Consider the following 25,714-nt stretch of genomic DNA (forward strand, 5'->3'; position numbering starts at 1 on the left):
TTGATCATGAGATTCCATTATACTTTTCAAAAAGTGGTGGACTTGAAGGGTAACGAAAAAACACAGGCAGAGTGGATGCTCTCAAGCGCGCTCGGAGAACTGCAGGCACAGGAAAAAAGCCTTGATGAATTAATTATACAGCGCAATGCGGTAATGTCGTCTTTACAGAGTGCAGCTGAGCAAAAGACACCTATGGCTAAGCTTCGCGAAATGCAGGATTATGTGGATTATCTGGATAAGTGTATTGCCCGCAAGCATTCCGATATTAGCCGGGCGCATATAGAGGTTCAGAGCAAGCAGGATCATCTCAGTACCAAGGTTCTGGATGAGAAGGTATGGCTCAAGGCCAAAGACAAAGCACAAACAGCATTTCTGCAGAATATGAGTTTACGGGAACAAAACGAACTGGATGAGATGGCTACCGTCCGCTTCGCGATGAAATCCCTCTAACCCGGGAGGTTTCCGCTAGTGGCAAATAATCAAATGGAACTTGAAGATGAAGGGTCGGCAGGTAAATTCGAGCGTTTTTTATTCTTGATGATTCCGATCATCTTCACGCTTGTATTGCTTGGAGTACTGTTGACCCTATTTAATATGGACATCCGGAATAATGTCCTTGAGATTGCGAACAAGATTCCTGTGGTGGAGAAATGGGTGCCTGAACCTGCCCCGGATCCGGATTCAGATACCGCCGGAGAAACCGCAGATGATCCGAAAGCTGAAAGTAAAGAGCAGGCGGCCAGTTCGGAGAGCACAATTAAAGAGCTGAAGTCTCAGCTTAACGCACAGGCAGCGCAGCTGAAACAGGCAGAAGAAGACAAGGCGTCCGAGGCTAACAAAGCTGAGGCGCTTCAGAAGCAGATTGACGGGATGAAGGAAGAAGCGGCCGCGGCAGTTGCAGCCACTGAGGAAGAGGAAGATCCATATCTCAAGCAGGTTACGGATCTGGCCAAGCTGTATGCGGGAATGAAGGCCTCCAAAGCTGCACCAATTATGGAGAACTTGACCACAGATGAAATGGTCCAAATCTTCAGTGTGATGAGCAATGCCAGCAAAACGGCCATCCTGGAAAAAATGGACCCGAAAAAAGCTGCGGATGTATCTATAAAGCTAAAAGAAACAACGAATTCAACCGATATGGCTATTGCAGCCCTTCAATCGAGACTGAAACAGGATGAAGCCGGTACAACCACGGCTGCAGCCTCAGCCAATCTTGATCGGGAGAAGCTCAGCCAGACTTTTACCTCAATGCCTGCTGCTGACGCGGCTACACTGCTGGGTTCGATGTACAGCATTAGCCCGGACAAGGTTATCACAATACTGAACACAGTTAGTGATACTGTAAGATCCTCTATCCTGGGGGAGATGACCAAGAATGACAGCGCACAGACAGCCAAAATTGTAAACCGGCTGATGGGCGGTAAATAACACTTGAAGGGAGGTGAAAAAGATGAGTTTAATCGTACAAACATTAAGTGCAGGTAACCTGGCTGCTGCCGGTGGAACGTCAACGGGTACCAGTGGAACTGCCAGTACGGCTACACCTTTTGCCCAGACGCTTGTACAAAGCATGGGAGGCACTACTGCTAAAGGGACGGAAGCACCTGTATTAGGCAATCTGGCTTCCTTGCTGCAGGGTCTTCTGAACGCGGTACAGACCAAGGGTGAAGAATCCGCCAGTACAGACGCCAAGAAAGCAGAACTTCTGGAAGGCCTAACTCAGGACATGGAGAATCTGGATGCAAGTCTGGAGGCTGATCCCGCACTGCTTGCTGCTCTTCAAGGGTGGATTCTTCAAGTGTCGGCGCTCTTATCCGGTAATACTCCGGCTGAACAGACAGATGCATCAGACACTGGAGCAGTAGCATCTACAGGTTTGTCGCCACTTGCCCAGAACCCGGAAACCCTGCGTTTTGCAGTCCAGGATGAGCTGAACAGCCTGGTTCAATTGGTTCAGGATGCAGCTGTAAGCGGAAGTGAAGAAACAGCAACCAAAGGCGCTGCACTGTTGAATCAATTCTCGGCTATTCTGGCTGAAAGCGTGCCTGCCGATAACAAACCCAAGCTTAAGACAGTAAGTACAACAGAGGCTTCGTCAGCATCGCTTAAGCAGGCATCCGGAACAGAAACCAAACAGAATGTTGAGGATAGTAGAAGACTAGTTTCAAATATCCGTACATTTTTGGATTCCGCCGCAGTTAAGACAGAGGCTGCTCCAGTATCAAAGGCAGTTAACGGTACAACCGTAACTGCAGAAGAGAGCCCTCAGCTCCTTTCCACGGGGATAGCTTCAGTCAAGGAGACGGCAACTGCCGAGGAAGCTTTGCCGGCCGTCAAAACATCAGCTGGCGAGCCTGAAATCGTTACTTTAGGCCAGTTATCGCTCAGTAACGGAATTTCCGCACCACTGAAAGCACCAACCTCACCAGTGCCGGTTCAGCAATTCGCTCAGGAAATGAACACTTTTATCAGCGGTAAATTGGAGATCGTCAAAAAGGGCGGAGTAGCTGAGGCTACAATCACCTTATTCCCGGAGAATCTTGGACAAGTCGATGTGAAGATATCGATGCAAAATGGTAATCTGGTTGCCCAATTCCTGACCCAGCATAGCGGGACGAAGGATATTCTTGAGCAACAGATGAACCAGCTTCGTTTAGCTTTACAGTCCCAAGGCCTTCAGGTAGAAAGACTTGAGGTAACCCAGAACAACCCATCGGCTCAGTCACAATGGACCGGACAGCAGGGTCAACAGACGGGAGCTGGCGGACAACAGCAGGGCAGACGCTCTCGAGAGCGCCAGGAAGAATCCGCAGATGCGGTGCTTGCCGCAGAGCTTAATGGAGAATGGAAAGATTGGGTCTCGGCAACGCAGCAAGATAATAATCAGAACGGCAGTTTTTCGGCCAAAGTATAATAACTGGACAAGCGAGGTGAAATGAAATGGCAACAACGAATCCCGTTTCTGGCAGTAACTCATGGAATTACGTATCGGATAGTTCAACTACCAAGACAACAGGCAGCTCGACACTGGGCAAGGATCAATTTCTAAAAATATTGATTACCCAGCTGCAGAATCAGGACCCGATGCAGCCGATGGAGGATAAGGAATTTATCGCCCAGATGGCCCAGTTTTCATCTGTCGAACAGCTAATGAACATTTCCACCCAGCTTACGGCGCTGAATCAGTCACTAGGTTCTGTATCCGGTCTGATCGGCAAAGATGTCACTTGGATGGATGCCCAAACCAAATTACCGAAATCAGGCAATGTAGAATCCATTGTTGTGAGCAGCGGTGTACAGTACGCGGTTGTAGGCAGTGAGCGGATCGCCTTAACAGATATCACACAAATTCAGAATCCCTCTGCTGAACCGGCAGCGGGCAGTGATACTTCAACGGGCGGCGGGGAGAGCGGGGCGACCACATGAGCGACAGACTGACAATAGGCCAGCTGTATCCGGCGAGTGTACACCCTTCAACGCTGCAACGTCAGCAGTCAGCCAAGAGCTCTGTAAGCTCTGAAGCTTCATTTGAGAGCGTGCTGCAGAAGAATATGCTGAAGTTCAGCAATCATGCGGCAAAGCGGCTTGAACAGCGGGGGATTGAGCTTGGCAGCCGCCAATTGGACCAAATCTCGTCTGCGGTAGACAAGGCAGCAGCCAAGGGCAGCAAAGAATCGCTGATCCTGATGAAAGATATGGCGTTAATCGTAAGTGTTGCGAACCGTACCGTAGTTACAGCTATGGATGGGAAGTCTATGAAAGATAATGTATTTACGCAGATTGACAGTGCAGTAATTATTTCATGAACCGGCTGGTCCTAACTGGAGAGCCGGAATGTCCGCCGACCGACTGACGCGGGCATCACTCCAATTTCCATCATTCTAATTTTAAGAGTCTGCAAAGACTCTAAATCCGGGAGGACGACAAATAATGTTAAGATCTATGTATTCAGGAGTATCAGGTATGCGCGGGTTCCAGACTAAGCTGGACGTTATCGGTAACAATATTGCCAACGTCAACACCATCGGCTTCAAATCAGGCCGCGTAATGTTCAAGGACATCATGAGCCAGACGGTATCCGGTGTTACGGCACCTGTTGAAGGCGGACAAGGCGGGGTTAATGCCAAACAGATCGGGCTAGGGGTAAGCATTGGTTCTGTGGACACGATGCATTTGGCGGGCAGTGCCATGACTACTAATAACCCTACGGATCTGCGGATTGATGGGGATGGATTCTTCCTAGTGGGTCTGACTGATGATCAGGAGACACCATTTCTGACACGTGCTGGCGACTTTCATGTGGATTCTAACCGGAATCTTGTGACCTCGGATGGAATGCATGTGCTTAGTTCAGGTGGAGAAGCTATTCAATTAGATGAAGGTGCTACCGCATTCTCCATCTCCAATGATGGTACGATTTTGCAAACGTTGGAGGACGGAACAATAAATTCAGATTTAGTGATCGGTGTTGCCAAAGTTAGCAACCCGCAAGGTCTTGAGAAAATCGGCGGCAATCTGTACCGGATGACGTTGAATGCCAACGCAGAGGGAGCGCTGGAACCGACTACTGCCAACAATGCTGAAGTAGGAACAGGCTCAATTGTTGCCGGCCAGTTGGAAATGTCTAACGTCGATCTGACGAACGAGTTCACGGAGATGATCGTGTCACAACGTGGTTTCCAGGCGAACTCACGTATTATTACAACTTCAGATGAAGTACTCCAGGAAGTTGTTAACCTCAAGCGTTAAGTTTTTGAGAATATGAGGGTTAGTCATAAACTTGCTGTATAATAGTAACTTTCCGCCTGAGGCGGTATCGTTATTATAGTCGTGGGGGGGACTCCTCCCCCTATTTTGTTAGGAGGCCTGTTATGATTTCGGTAACAAGATTGAATGGGGCGGCGATGTGGTTAAATGCCCTGCTGGTTGAAATGGTTGAAGAATCCCCGGATACGTATATCACGCTCGTAACCGGCAAAAGGCTGATTGTGCTTGAAAAGGCTGATGAAGTCATTGAGAAGATCAAGGAATACAACAGGGACATAGGCACACATGCTGCCACCATTAAAGTCCAATCGATGGAGGAGCTTTCATGAAGAAGATGATGCCATGGCTCATTACGATTTTACTGGCGATTACGCTCATTGTAGTAGCCGCATTTTTACTAATGGACAGGTTTTTCCCCAGTGATGCGAATGATGTGAACCAGGCTGTCCAGAACGTGGAAGCTAAGAGACTAAGCGCGGATGAAATCGTCGCCTTGACGGCGGAAATCACTGATATCAAAACTAATCTTGCCGATCCCGATTATATCCTTTCAGTTGACATCGCGTTTCAGCTAGATTCAGCGAAGTCCAAGGAAGAATTCGAAAAGATAAAAGCTATTAAAATTGCACCGCTTATTATCAAAGCGATTGCCGATGCCCGGCCTGAGGATTTAAACGGGGCCAGCGGCAAAGATCAATTCAGCAGCAAACTGGTGAACATAATCAATAAGAATTTGACTGAAGGCACGATTACCCAGATCGAATTCACCAAATTCATCTTGGCACCAATGTAACTGCTGGCGGGATAATTCTTTGATGGGGGGGTGATTGAAATTGGTTGATGTACTATCACAAAATGAAATTGATGCTCTGCTTGCTGCACTCTCATCCGGTGAAATGGATGCCGATGAACTAAAAAAAGAAGAAACCCAGAAAAAAATTCGCTCTTACGATTTCAAACGGGCCGTACGCTTCTCCAAAGATCATATCCGCAGTCTTACCCGGATCCATGATAACTTTGCCCGCTACCTTACAACGTACTTTTCGGCCCAATTGCGTACGTTTGTACAAATCAGTGTCGTTCAAGTAGAGCAACTCCCTTATGATGAGTTTATCCGCTCCATTCCCAAAATGACGATACTGAATATTTTTGAAGCCGAACCTTTAGAGGGCCGGATGGTCATGGAGGTGCATCCGAATATAGCCTTTGCCATGCTGGACAGACTGCTTGGCGGATTTGGTACAGCACCTTCGAAGATTAACGCCCTGACTGAAATCGAAACGACAATTATGGAGAGAATTTTCAGCAGATGTTTCGAAAGTCTGCAGGAAGCCTGGAAGACAGTTCTGGACATCCATCCACGGATGGAAGCACTGGAAACGAATCCGCAGTTTATGCAAATTGTATCGCCAAATGAAACGATTGCTCTTATCTCCCTCAGCACCAAAATTGGAGATACCACCGGGATGATCAACCTCTGTATCCCTCACGTTGTTCTTGAGCCGATTATGTCGAGGCTGTCTGTTCACCAGTGGTTTGTATCCGAGAAGAAGGTGCGGGATGAGGTTGAGCTTGAAGCCATCCGGGCAAGAGTTCACCGGGCTCAGCTTCCGATAGTAGCAGAGCTGGGTGAATCGAGGTTATCCATTGCTGAATTTCTCGGGCTCAGTGTCGGCGACGTGATTTCTCTTAACAAGACTGTGGATTCCGGACTGTCAATCAAGGTAGGGGACAAGCTGAAATTCATCGGAAGTCCTGGGATAATCAAAGAACGAGTGGCTGTGCAAATAGACGAGATTGTCAGCGAAGGGGTTGAAGAGTTTGACGAGTAAAGATTATTTGTCCCAAGAAGAGATAGATGCTCTTCTTAGACAGTCTGCGGAAGGTAACCTGGCTCCCTCGCCGAAGACAGTGGATGATTATTTAACACCTTTTGAACAGGATGCGCTGGGAGAGATCGGTAATATCACATTTGGCAGTGCAGCGACTGCGCTATCTACTCTACTCGGCAAAAAGGTTGATATCACGACTCCAAAGGTATCGATTATTACCCGCAGTGAGTTCGAGGAAGCATTCCCTAAACCTCATGTCGCAGTTCATGTACAGTATGTGGACGGTTTCCAGGGGATCAATTCACTGGTTATCAAGATCAGGGATGCACAGGTCATTGCCGATTTAATGCTTGGCGGTGAAGGTGAACCCAAAGACGAGGAATTGAATGAAATTCATATCAGCGCCGTGCAGGAAGCCATGAATCAGATGATGGGCTCATCCGCAACTTCCATGTCGACTATATTTAACAGATTCGTCAATATTTCTCCTCCAGGCATCGATATTCTAAATATGTCCAGTGGAGAAGGGGTTGGAAGCCTGCCGGATGATGAAACATTAATCCAGATTTCGTTCCGGCTGAAGATCGGAGATTTGATCGATTCCACGATTATGCAGCTGCTGCCGGTACCGTTCGCAAAAGACATGGTGACCATGCTATTAGGTGATGTCAGCCAGGCTGACCAGGAAGCGGCCGTTACGTCGACCGAAACACCTCCCAAACCCGCTGCAGCACCAGAACCTGCTCCGGCAGCACCTCCGGTACAGCAGCAGATGCCGGCACCTGACCCTGGAGGGATCCCTCCTCAATATCCGCCGCAGGGAATGCCGCCATATCCGGGAATGCCTGAAGGTGGCTATTATTATCCTCCGGCCGGTATGCCAGCCTATGGAATGCCGGGTATGCCGCCTTATGGAATGCCGCCTCAAGGAATGCCATATCCTCAGGCGCCGCCGCAGAATTCTGCACCTAATCGCAATGTGAATGTGCAGCCGGTACAATTTGCCAACCTCAGTGCAGGGGCTTTTGGCAATATTGACGAAAATAATTTAAATTTATTGATGGACATACCACTGAGAGTGACCGTAGAATTAGGAAGGACCCAGAAGCAGATCAAAGATATTCTGGAAATGTCGCAAGGTTCGATTATCGAACTGGACAAACTGGCGGGCGAGCCTGTTGACATTCTGGTTAACAACAAGCTCATTGCCAAAGGGGAAGTCGTAGTTATAGACGAAAACTTCGGTGTCCGCGTTACGGATATCGTCAGCCAGTGGGACCGTATACAAAAATTACAATAAGCATACTTAGGGAGGATTTTGTAAAAATGGGTAACCGAATTCTAATCGTGGACGATGCAGCATTTATGAGAATGATGATCCGGGACATTTTGTCGAAGAACGGATTTGAGGTAGTGGGTGAAGCCCAGGACGGTTCACAGGCTATAGAGAAATTTAAGGAACTGCGTCCGGATCTGATCACGATGGATATCACCATGCCTGAAATGGACGGAATCGCCGCCCTAAAAGAAATCAAAAAAGTAGATGCCAATGCCAAAGTCATCATGTGTTCAGCCATGGGTCAGCAGGCTATGGTCATTGATGCAATTCAAGCCGGAGCGAAGGACTTTATCGTTAAGCCTTTCCAGGCTGACCGTGTAATTGAAGCTATCAATAAAACGTTGGGTGTGTAGGAAACAGGTATGTTAGCCAATTCCGGAACGCTCGGAGACGGTAGTAATGCCCTGCTGAATTTGCTCAAAGTTGTTTTCGTTCTTGCAGTAATTGTCATTCTTATCGTGCTGCTGATCCGTTTTCTGGGACGCCGCAATCAGACAATGATGAGCGGCCGTTCCATCCGTACACTTGGTGCGATGGGGCTCGGTCCGAATAAGTCGATTCAGATCATCGAACTCGGCGGCAGCCTCTATCTGATCGGAGTGGGTGAGAATATATCCATGATGGATAAAATCACCGATCCGGCAGAAGTTGCTTTAATCATTTCCGCATTCGAAGATCAAACGTCAGGAACTGACAACTTTATTACACCGCTTATCGCCAAAATCAAATCCAAGCTGCGCGGTGAAGTCCCGTCCCAGGAAATTGAACTTAATGAGACTTCGTCTTTCTATGAGACGCTGCAGTCCAAGCTTGCGCTTGCGCCTGAGCGTAAAGAGAAGCTCGAAGAGCTGCTGCGGGATGAAGACCTTAAGAATGAGTCGAGGGATTTATGAAAAAAAAGCTGATTCTTTCGTTACTGCTTCTAGGTATATTCAGTATTGTTCTTCTGCATCCGGTTCACGCGGATCCTATTCCTAATATCAGTATTCAGGTCGGTGATAACGATACTGCAAGCGGTGGCACGAGTTCAATTTCCATACTGCTGCTGGTAACGGTTCTGAGCATAGCTCCTTCATTTCTGGTGTTAATGACAAGCTTTACCCGGATAGTGATCGTACTGGGGTTCGTAAGAACTTCGCTCGGTACGCAGCAAATGCCCCCAAACCAGGTGCTTGTGGGACTGGCTCTGTTCCTGACCCTGTTTATTATGTCACCGACACTGGCAACAGTGAATGAAACGGCCTTACAGCCGTATATGAAAGGCACGCTGACCCAGAGCGAGGCGCTCAATAAAGCGCAGGAACCGCTGAAGGAATTTATGTTCAAGCAGACCAATACCAAGGACCTGCTGCTGTTCATGAACTATACCGGCAACAATGCTACGGTCAAACCGGCCAGTTACAATGATATCCCTTTGACAGTTATGGTACCGGCGTTTGCGATTGGTGAGATGAAAAAAGCGTTTATGATGGGCTTTATGATTTTTATACCTTTTCTCATTATTGATATCGTAGTATCCAGTACGCTAATGGCCATGGGGATGATGATGCTGCCGCCGGTCATGATATCCTTGCCTTTCAAAATTATGCTCTTTGTGCTAGTGGACGGCTGGTACCTAGTAGTCAAATCACTGCTGCTAAGTTTTAACACCTGACCCTTAAGAGGAGGCGTAAGGGATGAATGCGGAGTTTATTATCGGTCTAGCCGGCCAAGCCGTATATTTGGTGCTGGAAACCAGCGCCCCCATGCTGATTCTTGGTCTGGTGGTAGGACTGATCGTCAGTATATTTCAAGCCACGACCCAGATTCAGGAGCAAACCCTGGCGTTTGTTCCCAAAATCGTTGCCGTACTGCTCGCATTACTGCTATTCGGTCCGTGGATTATAACGAAGCTGGTGGATTTCACCAGTCAAATTTTGGGCAGCCTCTATATGTATATCGGTTGAGATTATGAATATAGAGACCCTGCTGCAAAGTTTTCCAGTCTTTCTGCTGATTTTTTGTCGAATTACAGCCTTTTTTGTTGTCGTCCCTGTCTTTTCTTCGCAAAGTGTGCCGACAACATTCAAAATTGGTTTGTCTTTTTTTGTTTCCATGGTTATCTTCAGCTCAGGCGGGATGAACGTCACCGTTCCGCAGGATCTCAATTTTATTCTGCTGATCGTCAGAGAAGCTTTAATCGGACTGCTGCTTGGATTTGTCGCGTATCTGATGTTTATGACGATTCAGACGGCGGGTTCTTTTATCGATATTCAGATCGGGTTTGGTATCGCCAATGTAATTGACCCGATGACTGGTGCATCTGCTCCTATCATCGGTAACTTCAAGTATATGATTGCGCTGCTGCTGTTTCTGGCGATGAACGGACATCACTATTTGCTGGATGCCATTGTTTACAGTTATAAATGGGTGCCGATCGACAATGACCTGTTCCTCAAAATGATCGACGGAAGCTTGTCGGAATTCCTGATACGCACCTTCGCACAATCCTTCATGCTGGCCTTTCAAATGTCGGCGCCGCTGGTTACCGCACTATTCTTAACGGATGTGGGTCTGGCCTTCCTGGCGAGAACTGCTCCGCAATATAATGTATTCGTCATCGGGGTTCCGCTCAAAATCATTGTAGGTCTGGCGCTACTTCTAATACTGATGCCGGGGCTGGCTGTGCTGTTCCAGAATCTCTTCGACATTATGTTTGAGTCCATGCATAACTTACTTGGCCTCGTGGGGAAGAGTCCTTAGGTAACGGTAAGGAGAGAGTGTCATGGCTAAGCCGAAACGATATAAATTAAATCTTCAGCTGTTCGGGGGAGATAAGACTGAGAAGGCCACCCCGAAGAAACGGCAGGACGCCCGCAAGAAAGGGCAGGTTGCCAAGAGCGCGGAGATGTCCGGCGCAGTGGTGCTGTTCTCGGCATTGTTGTCGCTGAGCATTTTCGGCGGATTCATGAAAGAACGCTTTGTCAAGCTGTTCACAGATGTGTTTCAGAACCGGATGATGATGGAAGTAACAGCGGAGAATATCTCCAAGCTGTTCAACCAGTACGGGCTGCAGATTCTGATTTTGCTGGCTCCCCTGCTGGGCATCACCTTCCTTCTGGCGCTTGTGGCCAACTTTGCGCAGGTAGGCTTTATGGCTAGCGGGGCAGGGATTACACCTAAGTTCGAGAAGATCAATCCGATCAAAGGCTTCAAGAATATTTTCTCCATGCGTTCGTTTGTAGAGTTCCTCAAATCGATCTTCAAGCTGGTGCTGATAGCCTATCTGGTCTACAGCACGCTCTGGGGGGAGAAGGAGAGCTTTGCTTCCCTCGCACGTGTTAGCGCTGAAAGTGTGTTCGGCTTCGCTGCGAAGCTGACCATGAGCCTGGGCATCAAGATTGCGGCGGCTCTTTTTATCATGGCCGTTCTGGACTATATCTATCAGAAATACGAGCATGAGAAAAGTCTGAAAATGTCCAAGCAAGACATCAAGGACGAGTACAAAAAGATGGAGGGCGACCCCATCATTAAAGGTAAAATCAGGGAACGCCAGCGCAGAATGGCGATGCAGCGGATGATGCAGGAGGTCCCTAAGGCCGATGTTATCATCACGAACCCGACCCACTTTGCAGTTGCCCTGAAGTATGACGGTTCCAAAATGGAGGCTCCGCAGATTATAGCCAAGGGCCAGGATTATGTGGCGCTCCGTATCAGGGAGCTGGCCAAGGAGCATGGTGTTGTGACTATGGAGAATAAGCCGCTGGCACGGGCGCTATTCCAGAGAGCGGAAATCGGTGATGTGGTTCCGGCCGATTTGTTCCAGGCTGTTGCCGAAGTGCTGGCCTATGTATACAAGCTTAAAGGTAAGAGGAGATAAGCCGGGGGAGGTTAAGGACATTGAAAGCTAGAGATCTAACAGTTCTACTGGGCGTAATCGGCATTGTGCTTATGATGATTCTGCCCATCCCTGTCTGGCTTCTGGATGTACTGTTAATTGTCAATATCTCAATAGCCCTGACCATTATATTGGTCGCAATGAATACGAAGGATCCGCTGCAGTTCTCGATTTTCCCTTCATTACTCTTGATCACTACACTGTTCCGGTTAGCCTTGAATATCTCTACCACCAAACTGATTCTTGGTGATGGTCATGCCGGTGAGGTGGTAGCTACATTCGGAAGCTGGATTGCAGGGGGACAAATCGCTATAGGTTTCATCGTCTTCCTGATTCTGGTTGTTGTGCAGTTCATTGTAATCACCAAAGGCTCAGAGCGCGTTGCCGAGGTGGGGGCACGCTTTACACTGGATGCGATGCCCGGTAAACAGATGAGTATCGATGCGGATCTGAATGCAGGGATGATCAATGAGCAGCAGGCGCGCGAGCGCCGGCGTAATGTTGAACGCGAAGCGGATTTCTTCGGAGCCATGGATGGTGCGAGTAAATTCGTTAAAGGTGACGCCATTGCCAGTATTATCATCCTGCTGATCAATCTGATCGGCGGCTTTATTATCGGGATGACAATCCACGGAATGTCCTTCCAGGATGCACTTTCGACCTATTCCATACTGACGATCGGGGATGGCCTGGTCAGTCAGATTCCGGCACTGCTTATTTCCACCGCTTCCGGTCTGATCGTAACCCGGGCGGCTTCGGAAGGTAATCTGGCTGAAGATTTGACTGGACAATTGCTGTCTTATCCTAAGCTTCTATATATTGTAGCAGTGACCATTGCTTTTCTGGGTTTCTTCACCCCGATTACGGTGATGTCTACATTGCCTCTGGCGGGTCTGATGGCTTATGCGGCCTACAGCATGGGGCAGAAGGCCAGCAGGCAGCAGATTGCCGATGAACAGCTGGTAGAGGAGAAGCAGATAGAAGAAGTGCGTAGTCCCGAAAGTGTCATTAATCTGCTGACGGTTGATCCGATCGAGTTCGAATTCGGCTATGGCCTGATTCCTTTGGCGGATACGGGACAGGGGGGCGATCTGCTCGACCGTATCATCATGATTCGACGGCAATGTGCGCTTGAGATGGGTCTAGTCGTGCCGGTTATTCGTATTCGCGACAATATTCAACTAAAACCGAATGAATATGTCATCAAAATTAAAGGAAATAACGTTGGCGGCGGTGAATTATTACTTAATCACTATCTTGCCATGAGTCCCGGTTATGATGACGAGTCGATTAGCGGGATTGAGACTATCGAACCATCGTTTGGATTACCTGCATTATGGATTGATGAATCTGTTAAAGAACGGGCGGAGTTATCCGGTTATACGGTAGTGGATCCCCCTTCTGTTGTAGCCACACATTTGACAGAGCTAATCAAACGTCACGGTCATGAGCTGCTGGGACGTCAGGAGACCAAACAGCTGGTCGACAATCTCAGGGAGAATTATCCCGTTCTGGTGGACGAACTCATTCCTTCCATACTGGCGGTTGGTGATATTCAGAAAGTCCTTGGCAAGCTGCTCCGTGAGAAGATTTCCATCCGGGATCTGGTAACGATCTTCGAGACTCTGGCGGATTATGGTACATACACCAAGGATCCTGATATTCTGACGGAATATGTCCGGCAGTCCCTGTCTAGGCAGATTACACAGCAATTCTCACAATCGGGTGAAACATTGCGTGTAATTACGGTAGGTCCCACACTTGAAAAGAAGATTACCGAAAGTGTTCAGCAGACAGAGCAAGGCAGCTATTTGGCACTTGATCCTGTTTCCACTCAAACCGTCTATCAGCGGCTTACGGAGCAGATTAACCGTCTCCTGCAATCCGGACAGCAGCCGATCGTCTTGACATCTCCTACCATTAGAATGTACTTGCGGCAGGTGATTGAACGGACGATGCAGGATATCCCGGTGTTGTCTTACAGCGAGCTCGAGCCAAATATTGAAATTCAAAGCGTTGGGGTGGTGAATTTATGAGAGTGAAGCGTTATGTGGTCGATACGATGCCTGACGCCATGCATTCCATCCGCAGCGAACTTGGAAGCGACGCCGTCATTTTAAGCACCAAAGAGGTGAAAGTCGGCGGATTTATGGGCATGTTCACCAAAAAGAAAATCGAAGTCGTGGCAGCCGTTGAGAATACGCAGAAGCCGGCCGTGCCGGAAAAAGCACCTGCTCAACCGATGAATATACCACGAAGCGCTGTTCCGCAAGCTTACCAAAAGGCGGCTTCAGCATCTGCTCCACAGGCTGGTCCGGTGAAAGAAACAACATCAGCCCGCTCATTTGCCGAGATTGCCGCTGCACTTTCTGATCAGGGCGGCGGAGGCGTAGCGGTGATGACGGCACTATCCAAGACAGAGGAGCCGGACATTACGGCAGTCGAACCCGCCAAAGAGCCGCAGCCGGTTCCAAATCCGGAGGAGAGCCGCAGAGCTCTCTCGGCAATCTATGATTCCCTTGTCGCGGAAGAGCCTGCCCCTGGCGGTGTTCCTGCACAAGAGAGCGATGTCCTTCGTGAAATCAGGGATATGAAGCACTGGATGGAACGTATCGCACGTTATTCCTCCGGGACAGCTGAATTGCCGGACGCGCTGGAAGTGCTCAAAGGCCGTCTGATTGATCAGGAGACAGACGCTGTACTTGTGGATGAATGGATTGGAAATGTTCTGGAGCGCTACCGGGGAGAAGGCAGCGGCTGGAGTGCGGATCGCTTCGGTGAAGCACTGGAAGAGCAAATCGGTGAATTCCTGGCCGGACGCATCGGTAAAGGAATTGCTCCCGATACAAAGATCGTATACATTGCCGGACCTACAGGTGTAGGCAAGACAACGACCATTGCCAAACTGGCGGCGGAGCAGCTGTTTAAGCAGGGCCGCAAAGTGGGCCTGATTACCTCGGACACCTACCGGATTTCAGCAGTCGAGCAGCTTAGAACATACGCATCCATTTTGAATATGCCGCTGGAGGTTGTCCAGTCACCCGGGGATCTGCAAAGAGCCATGTTCCGCCTGGAGGGCTGTGATCTGGTACTTATGGATACTGCAGGCCGGAACTACCGCAATGAAATGCTGGTGGCCGAACTGCAGAGTCTGCTTGCCAAGGAGCTTAAAAGCGAAACCTTCCTGGTGCTCAGCCTGACCTCCAAAAGCCGCGACATGAAAAAGATCGCTGAGCACTTTGGCAGATACCCGTTGGATAAGGTTATTTTCACAAAGCTGGATGAAACAGGCAGCTATGGCCCGCTCTTCAATGTTCTGAATGATTTTCCGCTAAAGCTCTCTTATATTACGAATGGCCAGAATGTTCCTGATGATCTTCTGATGGCTACCAGAGAGCAGATTACCGGAATGCTGCTGGGAACAGGGGGCGAGTGATGGATCAGGCGCAAGCTTTAAGACGGTTAGTATCCAGCCAGGATTCCAGGCAGCTCACCGGCAGCGGAGTCTCTGCCCGGATCATTACCGTATGCAGCGGAAAGGGGGGAGTCGGAAAGTCGAATTTCACCCTTAACTTTGCACTTGCACTGAAATCCCTGGGGCGTAGAGTCCTGTTGTTCGATGCCGATATCGGCATGGCTAACATAGACGTGCTTATGGGCGTGTCAGCGAAATACAATCTGTACCATCTGCTTAAGCGGGAAGCCGATATCGGACAGATCATTCAGCTGGGTCCGGAATCCTTACCTTTTATCGCAGGCGGTTCCGGAATGGATGAGCTGTTCTCACTCTCAGAAGCTGATCTGGACTACTTTACCGCTCAGATTGCGCAAATTGCCGACACGATGGACTTTATACTCTTTGACACAGGGGCCGGATTGTCGAAGGAAACGATGAAGTTTATCACTTCTGCAGATGACTGCCTGGTTGTAACGACACCTGAGCCTACCGCGATTACGGATGCATACGCGCTGATGAAAGTTGTTCATAATTCGCATCCTGAGGTTTCCTTCCGGCTGATTGTCAATCAGGCGGGAGATGAACGGGAAGCAAGAGTGACCAGTGATAAAATCCGCATGGCCGCCAGCCGGTTTCTGCAGCTCGAACTCCCGTTTCTGGGCTATATAAGCAGTGATCCCCATGTAGTTCAGGCAGTGAAGAAACAAATTCCATTCTCAGTGGCTTTTCCGAACAGTATAGCAGCTAAAGATGTGCACCGGCTTGCGCTGAGCTATCTGGCTGTTGATTCAGTAGAAACCGCTAAAGTACAGGGCATCAAGGGATTTATCAGCAAGTGGTTGAAACGAAACAAATAATTGTTCTGAATTTGAGGGACAGAGGTGGAAATGCTATGAGGCCATACAAGGTTTTGGTCGTTGATGATTCCGCTTTTATGCGTAAAATCATTTCCGATTTAATTGAAAACGATCCTGACTTTCAGGTAACAGCAACGGCGTCCAACGGCCGTGAAGCTATCGAGAAAGTGAACGGGCTTCGTCCGGATCTGGTAACCATGGATGTGGAAATGCCGGAAATGAATGGTCTGGAGGCGCTGAAAATAATAATGGCCCAGCGTCCGCTTCCAGTCATTATGCTGTCAGGCATTAATGAAGAGGGGATGAAGGAAACCATTCTGGCTTTGGAATGGGGGGCTTTCGATTTCATCCGAAAGCCGTCCATTTCAAACTCCCAGGATATTATCGCAGTCGGGGAATCACTCCGCGAGCAGATGAAGGAAGCCATGCTGGCGCGCGAACAGCGTGAAGCACGCGCTTCTGCTTACAAGGCTCCTGAACTGCCGCCTGCTGATCAGCCCGTTCTGCCAGCGCCGCCTCCTGCTCCGCGAACGGTCATAGAACCAGTGAAGCGTAAGGCAGAGCCGCTTAAGAAAGAAACGAACTCCCTGCGCAAGCCGGTCCAGGATACGCTGAAGCCGAAGGGCAGAGCACCTTTGGAGCTGCCGGCAGACAAGAATCTGCCAGTGAAAGGCCCTGTCAGTGAAGTTACAAAGCGGCTGGGCAAGCCGGCTCCGGCAGTGCCACCTCCTGCATCCGGACGCTTCAGAAGCCGGACCCAAGGGGATACGGGAGCAGTATTGCCCGATCTGCGGGCTGCTGCCGCTGAGACGGCCACAGGAGGCTTCATTGATCCTCCTGTAGCGCAGGCAGGCCCCGTGAACGGAAACAGGGGCCTGCGCAAGCTGGTTGCTGTAGGATGCTCTACCGGCGGTCCCCGGGCGCTCAAGGCGTTCCTGGAGAACATTCCCGGTGATTTTCCGGCACCGATTGTCATTGTTCAGCATATGCCGCCTAATTTCACCAAATCGCTGGCTCAGCGGCTGAATACCTTCAGCGCGCTGGAGGTTGCTGAAGCGGAGCATGGCATGGTTCTGCGGCAGGGGGCTGCGTATATAGCTCCCGGCGGTTATCATTTGAAGGTTGCTCCGGCGGCCGGCGGCCAATATGTGATTGAGCTTACCAAGGAAGAAGCCCGTAACGGACATCGGCCTTCTGTAGATACACTGTTCGAATCGGTACTGCAGCTTACCTCACTTGAACGTCATGCGGTCATTATGACCGGGATGGGCAGCGACGGGGCCCGTATGATGAAGGCACTCTATGACTCGGGTGTGACGTCAACCTTTGCCGAGAGTGAAGAGACCTGTGTCGTTTACGGAATGCCGCGGTCTGCAGTGGAGCTACAGTGCGTGAAACATATCCTGCCTTTGCAAGAAATTGCTCCAAGGCTGGTGCAAGCCGTTAAATAAAGGAAAAGCGAACTCGAAGGGGAGGTGCTCGTTAGTGGACATGAACCAATATTTATCCATGTTTATTGATGAGTCAAATGATCATCTGCAGTCATTGAACGAAAGCATGATGGGGCTGGAAGCAAATCCTGAAGATCTGAGTATTGTCCAGGTGATTTTCCGCTCTGCCCATACCTTGAAAGGTATGGCGGCTACAATGGGTTTTGAGGATTTGGCTTCGCTTACGCACCAAATGGAGAATGTGCTTGATCTGGTGCGTAACAATAAACTGCGGATGCAGGCTTTCATTTTTGACACCCTGTTCAAGAGTATTGATGCTCTGGAGTCCATGGTGGAAGACATCACAGGCGGAGGAGAGGGGAAGGCTGATGTATCGGCAATTGTAACTTCCCTCCAGGCTATCGTCCGGGGAGAGGTTCCCGCTGCCGCCGGCGGAGCTGCTGCAGAAGTCACTGCGGCTGCTGCCGGCAATGCCACGGATGCCCAGGTGTTTCTGGATGAATTCCAGTACTCTGTGCTGGAGCAGTCGCTGCAGGAAGGCCATCAGGTGCTGTATGTTGATGTTGCTATCCGCAAGGACTGTCAGCTTAAGGCAGTGCGTGCATATATGGTCTTCGACCTTCTGGAGCGTTCAGGAGAAGTTGTTAAGTCCTTCCCTTCGGTTCAGGACATAGAGCAGGAGAAATTCGATTACGGATTCTCCCTCTACTACATAACCCAAAAGGATGCCAGTGAAATTCAGAAGATGATCCTGAATTTGTCGGAGATCGATACGGTTACAGCCGTAGCACTTGATCAGGAATCCCTGCGTCAGATGGGACAGGAAAGTGTTGCAGCTACCGCAGAAGCGCCTGCCCCTGCTTCGGCAGCGGAGACTGCTCCTGCTGCCTCTAACGCTTCACCGGCTGCTTCCGCACATGGCAAGGAAGAGAATAAGGCAGCACCGGCAAGAGCTGGCGGAGCGCCTTCTCCTTCCCGCACGATCCGCGTGGACATCGAGCGTCTGGATGTACTTATGAATCTGTTCAGTGAGCTGCTCATTGACCGCGTTCGTCTGGAACAGCTGGCTTCCGAAGTGCAGAACGGGGATCTTACCGAAACGGTTGAACATATGGGCCGGGTCAGCGGGGATCTGCAGAATATAGTGATGAAGCTGCGCATGGTACCGGTGGATACCGTATTTAACCGGTTCCCGCGGATGGTGCGCGATCTTGCCAAATCGCTTGACAAGAAAGTTGATCTGATCGTTACCGGTGCTGAAACAGAGCTGGACCGTACCGTAATTGACGAGATTGGTGATCCGCTTGTACATTTGCTGCGTAATGCAGTAGACCACGGTGTTGAGTCCATAGCGGACCGTGTCGCTGCCGGGAAGCCGGAGACAGGGACCGTCCACCTCCGGGCTTTCCATAGCGGCAACCATGTCTTTATCGAGATTGAAGAGGATGGCAGAGGCATCTATCCGAAGAAGATTCTGGGGTCTGCTGTTAAGAAAGGCGCCATTACCCAGGAGCAGGCTAATGCGATGTCTGATGATGAAGCGTATCAGCTTCTGTTTGCACCGGGCTTCAGTACCGCAGAGGTGATCTCTGACGTATCGGGCCGCGGGGTCGGTCTGGATGTAGTCAAAGCAAAGATCTCCTCACTGGGCGGCAACGTCACCATTTACTCTACACCGGGTAAAGGCACGAACTTCTCCGTTCAGCTCCCGCTGACTCTGTCGATTATCGCAGCCATGCTGGTTCGTCTGGGTTCAGAGAAATATGCAATTCCGCTCTCTTCCATAGTAGAGACAGGGATTGTGAAACAGTCTCAGATCCGTACCATTCACGGTAACAAAATGCTGGAATTCCGGGGCAGCCATATTCCGCTCGTTTCACTGAGCAAGATCTTCTCTATTCCGGACTATGATGAGAGCACCGAAGAGGAAACAGAGATTGTGGTTGTACGTAAGGGAGAGCGCCTGGTTGCCCTGGCGGTTCAAGACTTTATCGGACAGAATGAAATTGTCATCAAGAATCTCGGCAAGTATCTGCCAGATGTTCAAGGGATTTCCGGTGCCACTATTCTTGGTGACGGGCAAGTTGCACTTATTATTGATCCGAATGCTTTTATTAAATAATCAGGATAGAACAGGGAGGTTCATTCCATGGCTGAAGATATCAAAGTCATAGTATTTAAGCTTGGCACTGAAGAATACGGCATTGAAGTGGAGAAGGTCCAGACCATCGAGCGTATGATGCCCATTACCCGCGTGCCCAAGACCTATTCGTTTATCAAAGGTGTAATCAATCTGCGCGGTGTAGTCATCCCCGTAATTGATCTGCGCGGCCGTTTCAGTATTGAGGAAGCAGAGCATACAGACCAGACCCGGATCATTATTGTGAATGTGAATGAGATGGAAGTAGGCTTCATCGTCGATTCTGCGAATGATGTTATTGATTTGAACCGTGATATTATTGATACACCACCGGATGTTGTAGGCGGGATCAAAGCGAAGTATCTGGACGGGGTGGCCAAAATTGGAGAAGACCGTCTGCTGATTATGCTTAACTTGTCCGAAGTGCTGAATAAGGGCGAAATCGTGCAACTGGAAAGCCTGGAGGGCTAGCCAGTGGAGCTATTCAAAAACTTCAAGGATTTCAAAATGGATGTGCTGAAAGAAGTCGGGAATATTGGAGCCGGCAACGCCGCCACCGCGTTGTCTCAGCTGCTCAATAAGCCGATTGATATGGCTGTACCTAAGGTGCAGCTTCTCAGTTTTGAGGAGATTACAGATAAGGTCGGCGGAGCTGAAGAATTGGTGTATGCTGTATTCCTCCGTGTAGAAGGTGAAGCTCCGGGCAACCTGTTCTTCATTCTCTCTCCGGAAGCAGCGACCAATCTGCTCAGCCGGATTGCCGGAATTGAGATTTCAGGCGGTGAAGAGCTCAGTGAAATGGAGTTATCCGCACTGAGCGAAATCGGCAATATCCTTGCCGGCTCCTACCTTTCATCACTGGCTGACTTTACCTCACTCTCCATGTATCCGACAGTACCGGCGCTTGCTATGGATATGGCCGGGGCGATTCTTGGATACGGGCTGCTGCAGTTCGGTCAAATGGGTGATGATGCGCTGCTGATCGATACGACGTTCCTGGAAGGCCAAAATGAGATTGAAGGGCAATTTTTCCTTATTCCCGATCCCGAATCATTCCCCAAAATATTCAAGGCATTAGGAGTACCGTTTGATAATGATTGAAGAACAGAGCATTATTAAAGTAGGCATGGCGGATCTTAACATAGGGAGCCAGGATAGTCTTATCCGTACAACCGGTCTTGGTTCCTGTGTTGGCCTGACACTGTTTGATCCAGGCAAAAGACTTGCAGGCATGGCACATGTCATGCTGCCCTCGTCAGATATTGCCCGGGAAGGACAGATGAATATTGCCAAGTTTGCCGATACCGCTGTGCCTGAGCTTTTATCCCGCCTGCTGGCGCTAGGGGCGGTCCGGAGCCGGATTGTGGCCAAGATGGCCGGAGGCTCGCAGATGTTCGCATTTGCCGGGGGGAGTGACACCATGAGGATCGGGCCTCGTAATGTGGAATCCTGCAAACTAGCATTGGACGCTTTGAACATTCCGCTGATCGCGGAGGACACGGGTGGCAATTATGGACGTACGATAGAAATCGCCTGCAATACCGGGGTGCTCTTTATCCGCAGCGTTCAAAAAGGCCCGAAGGAAATATAGCCATGAGCAAGAAAATATTATTAAGCACAGGTCTCGGGTTGATTGGATTTCTATTTACGTTTCTTACAAACTACGGGCATAATTTAGTTGGAACCAGCCTGATCCGGGGAATATATGGATTTATTATCTGGTTTGTGCTTGCTTTCCTTCTAAGATGGGTATTGGGTGTTATTATTGGGAAATCCTCTGAATCTTCAGAGCTTGAAGCCGGATTTGAAGATAACGGTGAGGCACTTGGTGCCAAGCTTGATATTCAGACGCCGGAAGAGGATCAGGAATTGAAGGACCTGCTGACTCCGAAACGGGAAGCGGGAAGTGTGGACTTGAGTGGTTTCACACCTCTGCAGCCTCCAAAACTGGTCTCTATGAAAGATCCTGAAGAATTGGCCAAGGCCGTTCGTCACCTGAAAGAAGAATAAGCGAGTGCTGCGGCGAAAGTCCGTAATCTTGCGCCGCATGGTACCCGCTGACTAAACTTTGGGAAGGGTGAAAGCCGTTGAACGAGCATAAAGCTGCTCAGTCAGAAACAGATGGACTATGGGAACAATGGAAAGAGCGAGGTGATCCTGAGGCTAAAAAAAAGCTGATTGAGAGTTATCTCCATATTGTAGATTATGTATCCAGCCGTCTGGCAGTGGGACTGCCCAAAAATGTATCCAAAGATGACTTGGCCAGCAATGGTGTGATGGGACTGATTGATGCCATCGAGAAATTCGACTACAAGCGGGGACTGCAATTTCAGACCTATGCTTCCTGGCGGGTAAGAGGAGCGATCCTTGACTCTCTGCGGCAAAGTGACTGGGTTCCCAGATCAGTGCGCGAAAAAGCGAAAAAAATCGAGGATGCCTACCAGCAGCTGGAACAGAAGTATTTGAGATCCGTTAGTGACGAGGAAATGAGCCAGTATCTGAACATTACTGAAACGGAGTTTCAGACTATGCTGCAGGATGTTGCAGTCATGTCGCTCTGCTCATTAGAAGATCCTATTCGTGAAGAAGAATCAGAGACACGGATGTCTATTCTGGTGGATGATAAGGCTAAGAATCCGGACCGCAAAGTGAATGAGTTCTATCTGCGTGATACGCTGACTAAAGGCATCGAGAAATTAACAGTGAAAGAACGGACCGTCGTGTCCCTTTTATATTATGAGGATTTATCTTTGAGCGAGATCGCTGAAGTGATGTCACTCTCTCCTTCGCGGATCTCACAGCTTCACTCGAAGGCTATTTTGCGGCTAAGAGGAACACTTGAGAAAAACCGTGATCTTCTTATGCAAAATGATTAACCGGGCGCCGGTGACAAGGGGGAGCAGAATTTGATCGGTCAATATGTTTTGGGCCAATACCTGAGTATTACGTTTTCGGATGATAAAGGGATTGCTTACCTCCAGTTCATCAAGAAGGATGAGAATTTCTCCTGTACAATTGAAGATCTTGAAAGCTTCCTGGTCAGTCACAACATTCGATTTGGCATCCAGCGGGATATTGTTCAGCGGATCTGCAGCAACCCGGAAGAATATTTCTGGAACAGGGTGCCAATCGCAATCGGCCAGCCTGCTGTCAACGGCAAGGATGGACGGATGGTACTGACCGTGGATCTGGAGGAAGACCGTAAGCCGCTGGAGAAAGAAGATGGCAAGGTTGACTATAAGGATCTGGTCCGGCTTCACAATGTGAGGAAGGGCCAGCTTATAGCCAGAATCATACCGGCAGAGAATGGTGTAAGCGGAAAGACAGTGACCGGGGAGGAGCTTCCGTATAGAGCAGGGAAGCAAGCCCATTTCAAGGTTGGCAAGAATGTACTGGTGGATCAGGAAGAGACCTCCATGTATTCGGCGATAGATGGATTGGTTACGCTGACAGACAAGGGCAAGATCAATGTATTTCCTGTATATGAGGTCAATGGTGATGTGGATTACAGTACAGGCAATATTGATTTTGTCGGCACGGTTGTCATTCGCGGCAACGTGCTTACCGGCTTCACTGTCAAATCCGCCGGAGATATCCGAGTGGTTGGCGGGGTGGAAGGTGCCGAGCTGATATCCGGCGGTTCCATCGAAATTACCGGCGGAATTATCGGCTATAACAAAGGTCTCGTAAGCGCCGGGAAAAATGTCAAAGTCTCATTTATCCAGGATGGCAATGTGGTGGCCGGAGAAGATGTAATTGTCTCGCAAAGCATTATGCATTCCAACATCCGCGCAGGCCGTGATGTGCTCTGCAACGGTGCCAAAGGTTTGATTGTAGGCGGGATAGTACAGGCAGGCGATAAAGTTGTCGCACGGACTATCGGCAATACGATGTCGACGGCTACAGCGGTTGAGGTGGGCGTTGTTCCCGAGCTGAGAAATGAGATTAATGAGCTGCGCCAGGAATTGCGTCACCTTCTTGAGAATGAAGACAAGACCAATAAGGCATTATACCTTCTCAATCAGTTGGCGAACAACGGTCAGCTTTCCCCCGATAAGGTGGCGCTCCGCGTGAAGCTCAATGCGACCAAGCAATCCCATATGCGTGAAGAAAAGAGAATCAAAGAACGCGTACTGGAGATCGAGCGGATGCTGGAGGATACAGGCAGAGCACGGGTGGATGTCATCAAAACAATCTATGGAGGATCAAAGATTGTTATTGGCAGGTATACCAGATTCGTTAAAGATCCTACAGAACGGGTATCCTTTGTTTACAGTGAAGGGGATATATCGATAACACCGTACATTTAAGCAGGCAGGCAGCGGGAGCGGCCTGCTATTCCTTGATTCTAAATGGACTATGGGAGATGAGATCTTATGAGTCTGAAACCGGTGGAACTGCAAATCGCCCTGCCCCGGACACATGATGCGGCTAAAGTTCAGAACAGCCAGCAGCAGCGTCCGGTGCTTGACCAGCAGCAATTGGCAGGCCAGAACGTCAAGCATAGCCAGGAAATCGCCATGCGCAGCAGTGAGGTGGACGAATCTTCGGAACCAGCACTGCGGGACGGGGGCAAGGAGAATCAGCCGGATAGCCACACTGATCCGCGTCAGCCACGGAAGCCGGAGACTGTCCACGATGCCGAGCATCCTTATAAGGGACACCGGATAGATTTCAGTCTTTGAGTCTCGTTAAGCTATTGAAAGAGCAAGGCTTCAATTGAATTGAATGTAAAAGGAGATTAGACACTTGGACCCATGGGTATATATCGTGCTGGTAGGCGCTGTCGCTATCGTTTATGCCCTGAGACTGCCGGCAAAGGCCAGCAAGGAAGACTCGGATGAGAAGAAGAGCCTCAAGGAGACAGAGGCCGCTCTGGAGTTATATATGGCAGATATCGAACATGAGAATACAGAACTGCTTCAACTGGTCGGCAGCATCAAAGCGCAATCGCAGAGTAACAAAACAGCCCTGCAGGAAGAGATTGGCGCACTGCGTGAGCAGGTGACTGAGCTTAGTAAGAGCCTGCTGCTTCTGGATGCCCGGCTGACGGCTGAAGAAAAAGGCCTGCTACAGCTTGCCGCAACCTTCTCAAGGGAGCCTTCGGCTGCCCAGTCTGCGGAGAATGCTTCTGCAGCACCAGCTGTTGAAGCTGAAACCCAGCCTGCCAGGCAAAAGCCGGTCAGCTCCATTAAGCTGAGGTATCCGCGATTGTTCGAACTGCATGAACAAGGCAAATCGATAGATTCTATCGCCAAGACTGCAGGTCTCCAGCGGGGCGAGGTCCAGCTGATTCTGCAGTTGGCCCATCAGGAGGAATCGGTATGATCAAGAACCGGTTCTTCATGCTTGGGTTAGGAGTCGGTCTGATTGCCGGCGCATTGCTGCTGCAGCTGATGATTGCCGGGAAGGCTGCTCCGCTCACCAAAGAACAGCTGATCAAGGAAGCGGAGCGACTGAATTTGACCGTCGTGGATCATGCACAGGCCACAGGTGAAGGGACGGCCAACGGGGAAGAGGAAGCACAGGAAGGCACTCCTCCGGGAACGCCTGAGTCCTCCCAGGTACCCGCAGAGCAGGCTGCAACTGCTTCTCCGGCTCCTGCAGCCACACCTAAGGCCGCAGTGGAGCCGAGTGCAGCTGTGACTCCCGGCAAGCCGTCAGCGCCTGTACAGCCGGAGAGCAGTGCTGCAGACACGGGTATTGTAGCTCCAGCCAGTCCGGAAGCGCCTGCGGTTGCAGTGAACGGCGATATTTCTGTGCGCATTCCTACAGGAATTACACTCGCCCAAACTGCTGATGTGCTGGCCGGTGCCGGAGTTATTCAAGATAAAGCGGAGTTTCTTAAGACGGCGAACAGCCGTAAAGTGAACAAGATTATCCAATACGGCAACTACAGTTTTGCCAAGGGTGAGAGCATGGACTCTATTATTGATAAGCTGATTACTGTGAAGAAATAAGTGTTCTGGATAAGAAATTTATAAATTCACAGTA

General features: G+C 49.7%; 30 protein-coding genes. All 30 read left to right on the forward strand.

The features are described 5' to 3' along the window. The first annotated feature begins 6 nt into the window (after positions 1-6). A complete protein-coding gene (gene fliJ / locus QW71_RS06625) occupies positions 7-450 on the forward strand; it encodes a flagellar export protein FliJ (RefSeq protein WP_039295167.1) in 444 nt (147 codons plus the stop codon). Positions 451-468: 18 nt separating this feature from the next. Beyond that, positions 469-1,428 carry a MotE family protein gene (locus QW71_RS06630; RefSeq protein ID WP_235441409.1) on the forward strand — a complete coding sequence of 320 codons (960 nt, stop codon included), beginning with the start codon at positions 469-471 and terminating at the stop codon, positions 1,426-1,428. Positions 1,429-1,450: 22 nt separating this feature from the next. Beyond that, the gene (locus tag QW71_RS06635) at positions 1,451-2,914 is read left to right on the forward strand and encodes a flagellar hook-length control protein FliK (RefSeq protein ID WP_052769919.1); all 1,464 of its coding nucleotides are present in this window, start codon (positions 1,451-1,453) and stop codon (positions 2,912-2,914) included. 26 nt (positions 2,915-2,940) lie between these two features. After that, the gene (gene flgD, locus QW71_RS06640) at positions 2,941-3,426 is read left to right on the forward strand and encodes a flagellar hook assembly protein FlgD (protein WP_039295169.1); all 486 of its coding nucleotides are present in this window, start codon (positions 2,941-2,943) and stop codon (positions 3,424-3,426) included. Then, a complete protein-coding gene (locus QW71_RS06645; RefSeq protein WP_039295171.1) occupies positions 3,423-3,806 on the forward strand; it encodes a TIGR02530 family flagellar biosynthesis protein in 384 nt (127 codons plus the stop codon). Before flgD ends, QW71_RS06645 begins: the two co-directional genes overlap by 4 nt. A 124-nt stretch (positions 3,807-3,930) precedes the next feature. Continuing rightward, positions 3,931-4,749 (forward strand): flagellar basal body rod protein FlgG, encoded by an 819-nt coding sequence (flgG, locus tag QW71_RS06650; protein WP_039295174.1) that lies wholly within the window; start codon positions 3,931-3,933, stop codon positions 4,747-4,749. Positions 4,750-4,871: 122 nt separating this feature from the next. Continuing rightward, positions 4,872-5,096, forward strand: a complete 225-nt coding sequence (locus tag QW71_RS06655; protein ID WP_039295177.1) for a flagellar FlbD family protein — start codon at positions 4,872-4,874, stop codon at positions 5,094-5,096. Continuing rightward, positions 5,093-5,560, forward strand: a complete 468-nt coding sequence (locus QW71_RS06660; protein ID WP_039295180.1) for a flagellar basal body-associated FliL family protein — start codon at positions 5,093-5,095, stop codon at positions 5,558-5,560. Before QW71_RS06655 ends, QW71_RS06660 begins: the two co-directional genes overlap by 4 nt. A 40-nt stretch (positions 5,561-5,600) precedes the next feature. Next, positions 5,601-6,599: a flagellar motor switch protein FliM gene (fliM, locus tag QW71_RS06665; protein WP_039295181.1), complete on the forward strand. Its 999-nt coding sequence runs from the start codon at positions 5,601-5,603 to the stop codon at positions 6,597-6,599. Next, complete coding sequence (fliY, locus tag QW71_RS06670; RefSeq protein WP_039295184.1) at positions 6,589-7,899, forward strand: flagellar motor switch phosphatase FliY; 1,311 nt, start codon at positions 6,589-6,591, stop codon at positions 7,897-7,899. The genes fliM and fliY overlap by 11 nt, the downstream gene beginning before the upstream one ends. A 26-nt stretch (positions 7,900-7,925) precedes the next feature. Then, positions 7,926-8,291 carry a response regulator gene (locus tag QW71_RS06675; protein ID WP_039295187.1) on the forward strand — a complete coding sequence of 122 codons (366 nt, stop codon included), beginning with the start codon at positions 7,926-7,928 and terminating at the stop codon, positions 8,289-8,291. A gap of 9 nt (positions 8,292-8,300) precedes the next feature. Beyond that, complete coding sequence (locus tag QW71_RS06680; protein WP_039295189.1) at positions 8,301-8,831, forward strand: flagellar biosynthetic protein FliO; 531 nt, start codon at positions 8,301-8,303, stop codon at positions 8,829-8,831. Further along, a complete protein-coding gene (gene fliP, locus QW71_RS06685; RefSeq protein WP_039295192.1) occupies positions 8,828-9,592 on the forward strand; it encodes a flagellar type III secretion system pore protein FliP in 765 nt (254 codons plus the stop codon). The genes QW71_RS06680 and fliP overlap by 4 nt, the downstream gene beginning before the upstream one ends. Before the next feature lie 22 nt (positions 9,593-9,614). Beyond that, positions 9,615-9,884, forward strand: coding sequence for a flagellar biosynthesis protein FliQ (gene fliQ / locus QW71_RS06690; RefSeq protein ID WP_036692523.1), 270 nt, complete (start codon positions 9,615-9,617; stop codon positions 9,882-9,884). A 4-nt stretch (positions 9,885-9,888) separates the two neighbouring features. Continuing rightward, positions 9,889-10,680: a flagellar biosynthetic protein FliR gene (gene fliR, locus QW71_RS06695; RefSeq protein WP_039295194.1), complete on the forward strand. Its 792-nt coding sequence runs from the start codon at positions 9,889-9,891 to the stop codon at positions 10,678-10,680. A 22-nt stretch (positions 10,681-10,702) separates the two neighbouring features. After that, a complete protein-coding gene (flhB, locus tag QW71_RS06700) occupies positions 10,703-11,797 on the forward strand; it encodes a flagellar biosynthesis protein FlhB (RefSeq protein ID WP_039295197.1) in 1,095 nt (364 codons plus the stop codon). A gap of 71 nt (positions 11,798-11,868) precedes the next feature. After that, entirely contained in the window at positions 11,869-13,851 is a 1,983-nt protein-coding gene (flhA, locus tag QW71_RS06705; RefSeq protein ID WP_371916295.1) for a flagellar biosynthesis protein FlhA, read from the forward strand. Further along, complete coding sequence (gene flhF, locus QW71_RS06710; protein ID WP_039295201.1) at positions 13,848-15,251, forward strand: flagellar biosynthesis protein FlhF; 1,404 nt, start codon at positions 13,848-13,850, stop codon at positions 15,249-15,251. The genes flhA and flhF overlap by 4 nt, the downstream gene beginning before the upstream one ends. Next, positions 15,248-16,129 (forward strand): MinD/ParA family protein, encoded by an 882-nt coding sequence (locus QW71_RS06715; protein ID WP_039295204.1) that lies wholly within the window; start codon positions 15,248-15,250, stop codon positions 16,127-16,129. Before flhF ends, QW71_RS06715 begins: the two co-directional genes overlap by 4 nt. A gap of 35 nt (positions 16,130-16,164) precedes the next feature. Next, positions 16,165-17,580: a chemotaxis response regulator protein-glutamate methylesterase gene (locus tag QW71_RS06720; protein WP_039295208.1), complete on the forward strand. Its 1,416-nt coding sequence runs from the start codon at positions 16,165-16,167 to the stop codon at positions 17,578-17,580. Between the two features lie 34 nt (positions 17,581-17,614). Then, complete coding sequence (locus tag QW71_RS06725; protein WP_039295212.1) at positions 17,615-19,702, forward strand: chemotaxis protein CheA; 2,088 nt, start codon at positions 17,615-17,617, stop codon at positions 19,700-19,702. A gap of 27 nt (positions 19,703-19,729) precedes the next feature. Further along, complete coding sequence (locus QW71_RS06730) at positions 19,730-20,191, forward strand: chemotaxis protein CheW (protein WP_039295214.1); 462 nt, start codon at positions 19,730-19,732, stop codon at positions 20,189-20,191. Between the two features lie 36 nt (positions 20,192-20,227). Next, a complete protein-coding gene (locus tag QW71_RS06735) occupies positions 20,228-20,821 on the forward strand; it encodes a chemotaxis protein CheC (protein ID WP_216626453.1) in 594 nt (197 codons plus the stop codon). Then, a complete protein-coding gene (locus QW71_RS06740) occupies positions 20,814-21,311 on the forward strand; it encodes a chemotaxis protein CheD (RefSeq protein ID WP_039295222.1) in 498 nt (165 codons plus the stop codon). Before QW71_RS06735 ends, QW71_RS06740 begins: the two co-directional genes overlap by 8 nt. 2 nt (positions 21,312-21,313) lie before the next feature. Next, entirely contained in the window at positions 21,314-21,730 is a 417-nt protein-coding gene (locus QW71_RS06745) for a hypothetical protein (RefSeq protein WP_039295224.1), read from the forward strand. A 77-nt stretch (positions 21,731-21,807) separates the two neighbouring features. Beyond that, on the forward strand, positions 21,808-22,596 hold the full coding sequence (locus tag QW71_RS06750) for a FliA/WhiG family RNA polymerase sigma factor (protein WP_039295228.1): 789 nt from the start codon (positions 21,808-21,810) through the stop codon (positions 22,594-22,596). Between the two features lie 30 nt (positions 22,597-22,626). Then, positions 22,627-24,030, forward strand: a complete 1,404-nt coding sequence (locus QW71_RS06755) for a DUF342 domain-containing protein (RefSeq protein ID WP_039295231.1) — start codon at positions 22,627-22,629, stop codon at positions 24,028-24,030. Positions 24,031-24,096: 66 nt separating this feature from the next. Beyond that, positions 24,097-24,405 carry a hypothetical protein gene (locus tag QW71_RS06760; RefSeq protein ID WP_039295234.1) on the forward strand — a complete coding sequence of 103 codons (309 nt, stop codon included), beginning with the start codon at positions 24,097-24,099 and terminating at the stop codon, positions 24,403-24,405. A 64-nt stretch (positions 24,406-24,469) separates the two neighbouring features. After that, positions 24,470-25,048, forward strand: coding sequence for a hypothetical protein (locus QW71_RS06765; protein ID WP_039295237.1), 579 nt, complete (start codon positions 24,470-24,472; stop codon positions 25,046-25,048). After that, entirely contained in the window at positions 25,045-25,680 is a 636-nt protein-coding gene (locus QW71_RS06770) for a hypothetical protein (protein ID WP_039295240.1), read from the forward strand. Before QW71_RS06765 ends, QW71_RS06770 begins: the two co-directional genes overlap by 4 nt. Positions 25,681-25,714 lie beyond the last annotated feature (34 nt).

This window comes from Paenibacillus sp. IHB B 3415 (assembly GCF_000802655.2).
GTDB classification, from domain to species: domain Bacteria; phylum Bacillota; class Bacilli; order Paenibacillales; family Paenibacillaceae; genus Paenibacillus_AQ; species Paenibacillus_AQ phytohabitans.